The sequence below is a fragment of the Okeania hirsuta genome (assembly GCF_003838195.1).
Lineage (GTDB): Bacteria > Cyanobacteriota > Cyanobacteriia > Cyanobacteriales > Microcoleaceae > Okeania > Okeania hirsuta.
This window is the reverse complement of sequence record NZ_RCBY01000014.1, coordinates 63,929-69,948: the sequence shown is the minus strand read 5'-3', so window position 1 is coordinate 69,948 and position 6,020 is coordinate 63,929. Positions and strand designations below refer to the sequence as shown.

At 33.4% G+C, this 6,020-nt stretch carries 6 protein-coding genes and 1 pseudogene; 5 read left to right on the top strand and 2 right to left on the bottom strand.

Annotated features, from left to right (window positions below; translation table 11 throughout):
* Positions 1-1,951 (top strand): glycosyltransferase (locus D5R40_RS04450; RefSeq protein WP_124154276.1); only part of this gene is annotated, 1,951 nt, incomplete at its 5' end.
* Positions 1,952-2,042: 91 nt separating this feature from the next.
* On the opposite strand, the gene D5R40_RS04445 is transcribed toward D5R40_RS04450, so the two are convergent.
* Together D5R40_RS04445 and D5R40_RS04440 are read right to left on the bottom strand one after the other, a co-directional pair.
* Entirely contained in the window at positions 2,043-2,219 is a 177-nt protein-coding gene (locus D5R40_RS04445; RefSeq protein WP_338043219.1) for a hypothetical protein, read from the bottom strand.
* A gap of 546 nt (positions 2,220-2,765) precedes the next feature.
* A complete protein-coding gene (locus tag D5R40_RS04440) occupies positions 2,766-3,542 on the bottom strand; it encodes an HAD-IIB family hydrolase (protein WP_124146234.1) in 777 nt (258 codons plus the stop codon).
* Positions 3,543-3,955: 413 nt separating this feature from the next.
* Between D5R40_RS04440 and D5R40_RS40780 the strand changes: the two genes are divergently transcribed.
* The 4 genes and pseudogenes from D5R40_RS40780 to D5R40_RS36980 form a co-directional block, all read left to right on the top strand.
* Complete coding sequence (locus D5R40_RS40780; RefSeq protein WP_275670413.1) at positions 3,956-4,084, top strand: hypothetical protein; 129 nt, start codon at positions 3,956-3,958, stop codon at positions 4,082-4,084.
* A gap of 334 nt (positions 4,085-4,418) precedes the next feature.
* The gene (locus D5R40_RS04435; protein WP_124146235.1) at positions 4,419-4,721 is read left to right on the top strand and encodes a hypothetical protein; all 303 of its coding nucleotides are present in this window, start codon (positions 4,419-4,421) and stop codon (positions 4,719-4,721) included.
* Between the two features lie 40 nt (positions 4,722-4,761).
* Positions 4,762-5,223, top strand: a complete 462-nt coding sequence (locus D5R40_RS04430; RefSeq protein WP_124146236.1) for a GNAT family N-acetyltransferase — start codon at positions 4,762-4,764, stop codon at positions 5,221-5,223.
* A 340-nt stretch (positions 5,224-5,563) separates the two neighbouring features.
* Positions 5,564-5,836: pseudogene (locus D5R40_RS36980) on the top strand (choice-of-anchor L domain-containing protein); the annotation flags it as partial.
* Between the last annotated feature and the right edge of the window lie 184 nt (positions 5,837-6,020).

Here is a 6,020-nt window from a genome sequence, read left to right as displayed (position 1 = left end):
CAACTCTCAACTAAATTTCCCTAAAATTGAAAATCCAGAAATTAGCATCATTATTGTTCTTTATAACCGAGCAGAAATAACTTTAAGCTGCTTATACTCCCTTCTGAGAAACTCCTTTAAATCTTTTGAACTAATATTAGTCGATAACAACTCCACTGATACCACCCGTCAACTGCTACAACAGATAAACGGGGCAAAAATTATCCTCAATCATCAAAATCTGCACTATCTCCTGGGATGTAACCAAGGCAGCAAAATTGCCCAAGGAAACTATCTCCTATTTTTAAATAATGATGCTCAAATTCTCGGCAATAGTATCCCCTCCGCTCTCGAAACCATAAAATCTTCAGATGATATTGGTGCAGTCGGTGGAAAACTAATCCTTCCCGATGGTACTCTCCAAGAAGCGGGAAGTATCATTTGGCAAGATGGTACTTGCTTAGGATATGGACGCGGAAACTCACCCACTGCACCAGAATATCAATTTAAACGTACTGTTGATTATTGTTCCGCAGCTTTTCTCTTAACTCGACGGGATTTATTTTTACAATTAGGAGGATTTGATGAAGATTATCAACCAGCTTATTTTGAGGAAACTGACTATTGTGTGCGACTGCAAAAATTAGGGAAAAAAATTATTTACGACCCCAATGTAAATATTCTCCATTATGAGTTTGCTAGTTCCAGTAATACAGGTTCCAGCAAACAGGCGATCGCTCTGATGGAAAAAAATCAAAAGATATTTCAACAAAAACACAAAGACTGGTTTTCGTCTCAATATTCTACTGAACTGAAGAATTTAATATTTGCTCGAACTCAAGCTAGAGAAAAACCAAAACACATATTATTTATTGATGATAGAATTCCTCATCCTTGGTTAGGTTCGGGTTATACCCGCAGTCATTCTATTCTCTGTAGTCTTGTTAAATTAGGCTATTTTGTCACCCTTTATCCAGGAGACCTCAGTCATCTCGAAGATTGGTCAACTATTTATTGTAATATTCCCCAAACTGTTGAAGTTATGCGGGGATATGGGTTAATTATGTTAGAAGATTTTTTAAAAGAACGCAAAGGATATTATGATTTAGTTTTGATTAGTCGTCCCCATAATATTAAACATTTAAACTCTATTTTAGCTAAAGAAAATATTCTCAAATCAGCCAAAATTATTTATGATGCTGAAGCAATATTTAGTATTCGAGACTATGAATATAAACGTTTAAATCAAATTACTTTTACTGAAATAGAACGTCAAACAGCCATTAAAGAAGAAATTAAGCTAGCTAAAAATAGCCATCATATTATTACTGTTTCCTCCCAAGAACAACAACAATTTCTTTCACAAGGTTATACTAATGTCAGTTTATTAGGTCATTCTCTATCAATTAATCCTACTCCTAAAACTTTTGCAGAAAGAGAAAATTTACTGTTTGTGGGTTCAATATATGAAAAAAAATCTCCTAATGCTGATTCTATTTTATGGCTAACTTCGGAAATATTTCCGATGATTCAAGAGCAACTTGGTTTAACAGTAGAATTGATAATTATTGGGAATAATACTGTAGAAGAAATTGAACAAAAAGTAAATAGTTTAAACAACCCATCAATCAAAGTATTAGGAAAAGTAGATGATTTAACACCATTTTATAATCAGGCCAGATTATTTGTAGCTCCCACTCGATATGCAGCAGGAATTCCTCATAAAGTACATGAAGCAGCAGCTTATGGTTTACCTATTGTGACTACATCTTTAATTGCTCAACAGTTAGGATGGAAAAATGAAACAGAATTATTAGTTGGTGATAATAATGTAGATTTTGCTCAACAATGTATCAAACTTTATCAAGATTCAGCTTTGTGGAATAAACTTAGAAAAAATGCCATGAAGCGAGTTGAAACTGAATGTTCTCCTCAAGTTTTTTCACAAAGATTGAGTTCTATTTTTAAATAAGCAATCAGCAGTCAGCACTAAATGTGTGCGTTTGCGGAGTATTCCGGTACGGAAAATCGTAGTAAAGATTCAGATCGCTGCCACAGAACAATCAATTGGGATACCAGTTGTGAGGTTGAAAAGTTTGGCGCAACAACTCTGGTTGCAAGTAGTGAAATTCGTCTGGCAAACCAGGTTCCTCCTGATTTTCACTTGGTAGGTTGTACATGGTGGGTAGAGTTTGCTTTGCTGAAAGTGGTGGTTCTGATTGAATTGATATATTCGTCATTTCAGTTATCAGTTATCAGTACCTACTGTAATAGGGAGGTTTGAAATTATGGTTTGGTTCGAGTGGGCGATCGCAAAGTATTGCGGAATATTATCTTTTTGTCTGACTAAAAAATAAAGGGTTTTTTTACTTAGGACTTACGCACTGACAATAGATATAGGGATTTGTGCGTTACGCTGTCGCTAACACACCCTACCAATAGCATTCATGCGTAAATCCTGAAACTACTAATAACGACACTATTTGCGCCCACATTTTTTCACACTTACAGCTTAACATAGGATTTTGACAAATATGAAAGTTGTGTGTAGGAAAAATTTTTGATACTGGAGGAGCGATCGCGATACCCTTTTTACAAGGCGTGAGCTACATCAACTATCCCCATAAATCCCTCTTAAAAAGGGGGACTTCCGGTTTCCCCCCTTGTCAAGGGGGGTTAGGGGGAATCTCCAGCAGTGTACCTAACCCTTACTGAGAAATGCTATATTATAACTGATAACTGAAATGGTGTTGCATAAAAAATCTTGATTTTATGGTGGAAGAAAATTAATTTTTTTCTAATAGTAATTCTGCCAATTCACAAAAACCTTCTGCTTCTTTTTGACTGGTAATATAAACTGGTTGATGATTCAATTTATCCGCATATTCTCGAATATTTGCGACTCCCACCGACAAAGGGAATTTACCTTCATCAAACAGAGTTTCATCATTAGGACTATCACCAACTGTAAGAATTTTTTCTGTTGTTAATTCCGGAAAATAGTCTGACAAAACTTGCAATAAACCCGTCGCCTTATCCTGTTCTAAAGGTTTAATATGACATTGCACAGTACTATAGGTAAAACCATAACCTTTGGAGTGACAAATCTTTGCCATTTTTGTCAGTTCAGATAAATTTAAGTCCTGAATATCAAAAGTAAAATCTGTGAGTCTAAACTGATTATCAACAGATTCTTCAATCCGAGGAAATAGACTTTTTAAGTATTGGAAAACTTCAGCTAAATGTTGTCTATGTAGATTAATATTTGGGATAGAAGTTAAAAATTTAGGTGCTTCGTTATGATTAGGATAAAAGAAACCTCCATTTTCAGCTATCGCTCCTACTACTGGCAGATAATTTTTAATAGCTTGCACCCAACCGGCAGAACGACCTGTAATTATTAATACCTGAATTTTTGCTGCTGCTAATTTTTCTAAACTAAGGAAAAGATTAGAAGTAAATTCACCATTTTTAGTTAATGTACCATCCATATCAGTAGCTATAAGTTGAATATTTTTAAGGCTTGTTTTTGCTACTGTTTCAGAGAGAGGAGTCAAAGGCATAATTAATATTTATGATCGATTATTTCAAAACTTTTGAGATTATATAGCGTTTCTCAAAGTAAGCATTCAGCTCTTAGCAGTCAGCTATCAGCAAATAATGAATAATTCCATATAAGCATGAAGAAACGTAATTTTACAGTAAGTTTTAATTCTATCCAAATTTCTCAATTGCTTTTACCTCCTCCTATCATCAATAGCTGTTAACGTAGTTCCTCCGCAGGAGGCTAGCTAATAGCTGACTGCTGAATGCTTACTTCTCAAGTTACTGAGATACAGTTTTTTCTTCTTTTCTATTCTGTACAGACCTTGCATGCAACGTCCCTACCTGATCCCTAAAAGAAACGAATGCGCGTACCTCACGCTTTTTGGGAATTGCTATATAATAATGTACTAAATAAAGAGTTATTCTCATTATGTTTGAAACAATTACAGCTACAAACCTAACTTTACATGATATTGAAACTAAATTCAATTTACAATTTTCTGAATATAAGCAATTTTTTCGAGAATGGCTTGATAATTTACCAATAATTAATGGTTGAGAAAGACAAGGGTTAGATAAACTAAAAGCTGGTTATCTCAACAATATTAAATATCAAATGTTAGAAAATACTACCATTTTGTTAGTATTAGTACCATTATTATATTTGGCAGATTTATATATTCCTCTCTTTCATATTGAGTATAAAAAATAAGTATAATTTGTGCTACAATAACTACAATTACTACTCTTGAATTATGGAATATCTAAAAAATAGAATATTAATAATCAACCTTCTATCCTAGATAACTAAACCCCTTCTTCCTTCTTACTTCTTCCTTCTTACTTCTGCTATAGAAGATGAGGATCAAATTGTTAGGAGAAGTATAGATATTTTGGTCTTAAAAGAATATTTTTGGGTAGTTGCTATTGAAGCTAAACTGTCACAATATTCTCTAGAAGTAGCATGGCCTCAACTATTATTTTATATGTTAACTAATCTGACTCCAAAAGTACCTACATTTGGATTATTGATAAATGGCAGTAATTTCAGATTTATTAAACTAATGAAGGGAGATAATTTACAATATTCTGTATCTCGACTTTTTGATATTCTTAATCCTGGAAACGATCTGCATCAAGTTTTTCAAATTTTAAAGCATTTATCTCAACTGACTGAAGGTTACAATCTGGAATAATCATCATCAACAAATAAATCAGCTATCAAAAGAGGTGAAAATGACAGAAATATTATTGCCAAATTCTTGTACTCTTAGACCTGCATCTGCCAAAGATATTTGGTCTATTCGTCAAGTAGTTTTAACTGCTAAACTTGACCCAACTCAATTAATTTGGCAACAATTTTGGGTAATTGAATGTGAAGAAAAATTAGTAGCTTGTGGGCAGTTGCGTAATTTTGAAGATGCAGAAGAGTTAGGTAGTTTAGTCGTTATCAAATCTTGGCAAAAATGTGGTTTAGGAACAATACTAACCAAACATCTGATTCAACAATCAACTAAACCTTTATATCTAGAATGTCTGGGGAAAAAATTAGAATCTTTTTACAGTCGTTTTGGTTTTGTACCTATTTCTTTAACCGAATTACCTCAATCTCTAAAGTTCAAATTTGGTATATCTCAATTAGCTAGAAAAATCTTCAAACTTCCCGTAATAATTATGCAGTATCAAGGAAACAAGTAATATCATGTCCGTTTAATTAGTGATAATAAAGTTCTTAGATGGTAGGTAGTAGGTAGTAGGTCATAGGTCGTAGATGTAAATTCAATATCTAACACTGTAAACGAAGCAGAAATTTGGGATATTCATTCAAGATCGCTTCAATAGAACATTTTTATTATACTTAATTATCTGGACATGGTATACATCAAAGATTGTTAAATTAATAATTCATCTAACGCTATTCTCAAAAGTTCCAAGAATTGGTGAAAGCAAAAGCAACTCTCTTGATTTATTTGGGGAAAATACAACATGATTTTCTTAAACAAAAACAAGTTACAGAAAGTGTAATTTTAGCAGCTGAGGTGCTTCTGGTGCTTCTGGAATTTTCACCAATGGATTATCATCTGGTATTAGCATAGATAGTGGTATTATTCTGACTACAGGTGCAGCTACCGATGCTAAAGGTCCTAATGATTCAGATAAGAAAACTACCGACAATGAATTGCCTGGAGATTTTGATTTGGATGGGTTGATTTTTGAAGACCAAAAAACCTTTGATGCAACTATTCTGGAATTTTTTCAAACTGAAGGAGGCGATGTTTTCTTCAATTATGTATTTGCCTCTGAAGAATTTGATATTTAAAATTTTATCCAATTGCTCTTAGAGCTGATTTATAAAGTAAATATTAAGAGGATAGATACTTTACATTTTAAGGGTTTGATACTATCTAAGCCCCAAGGGCATAACTTTTGAAAAACCCATGCTAGAAAGGGATTTCAGCTCAGTTTACAAATCAGTTCTTATAGTAATTAGGGCT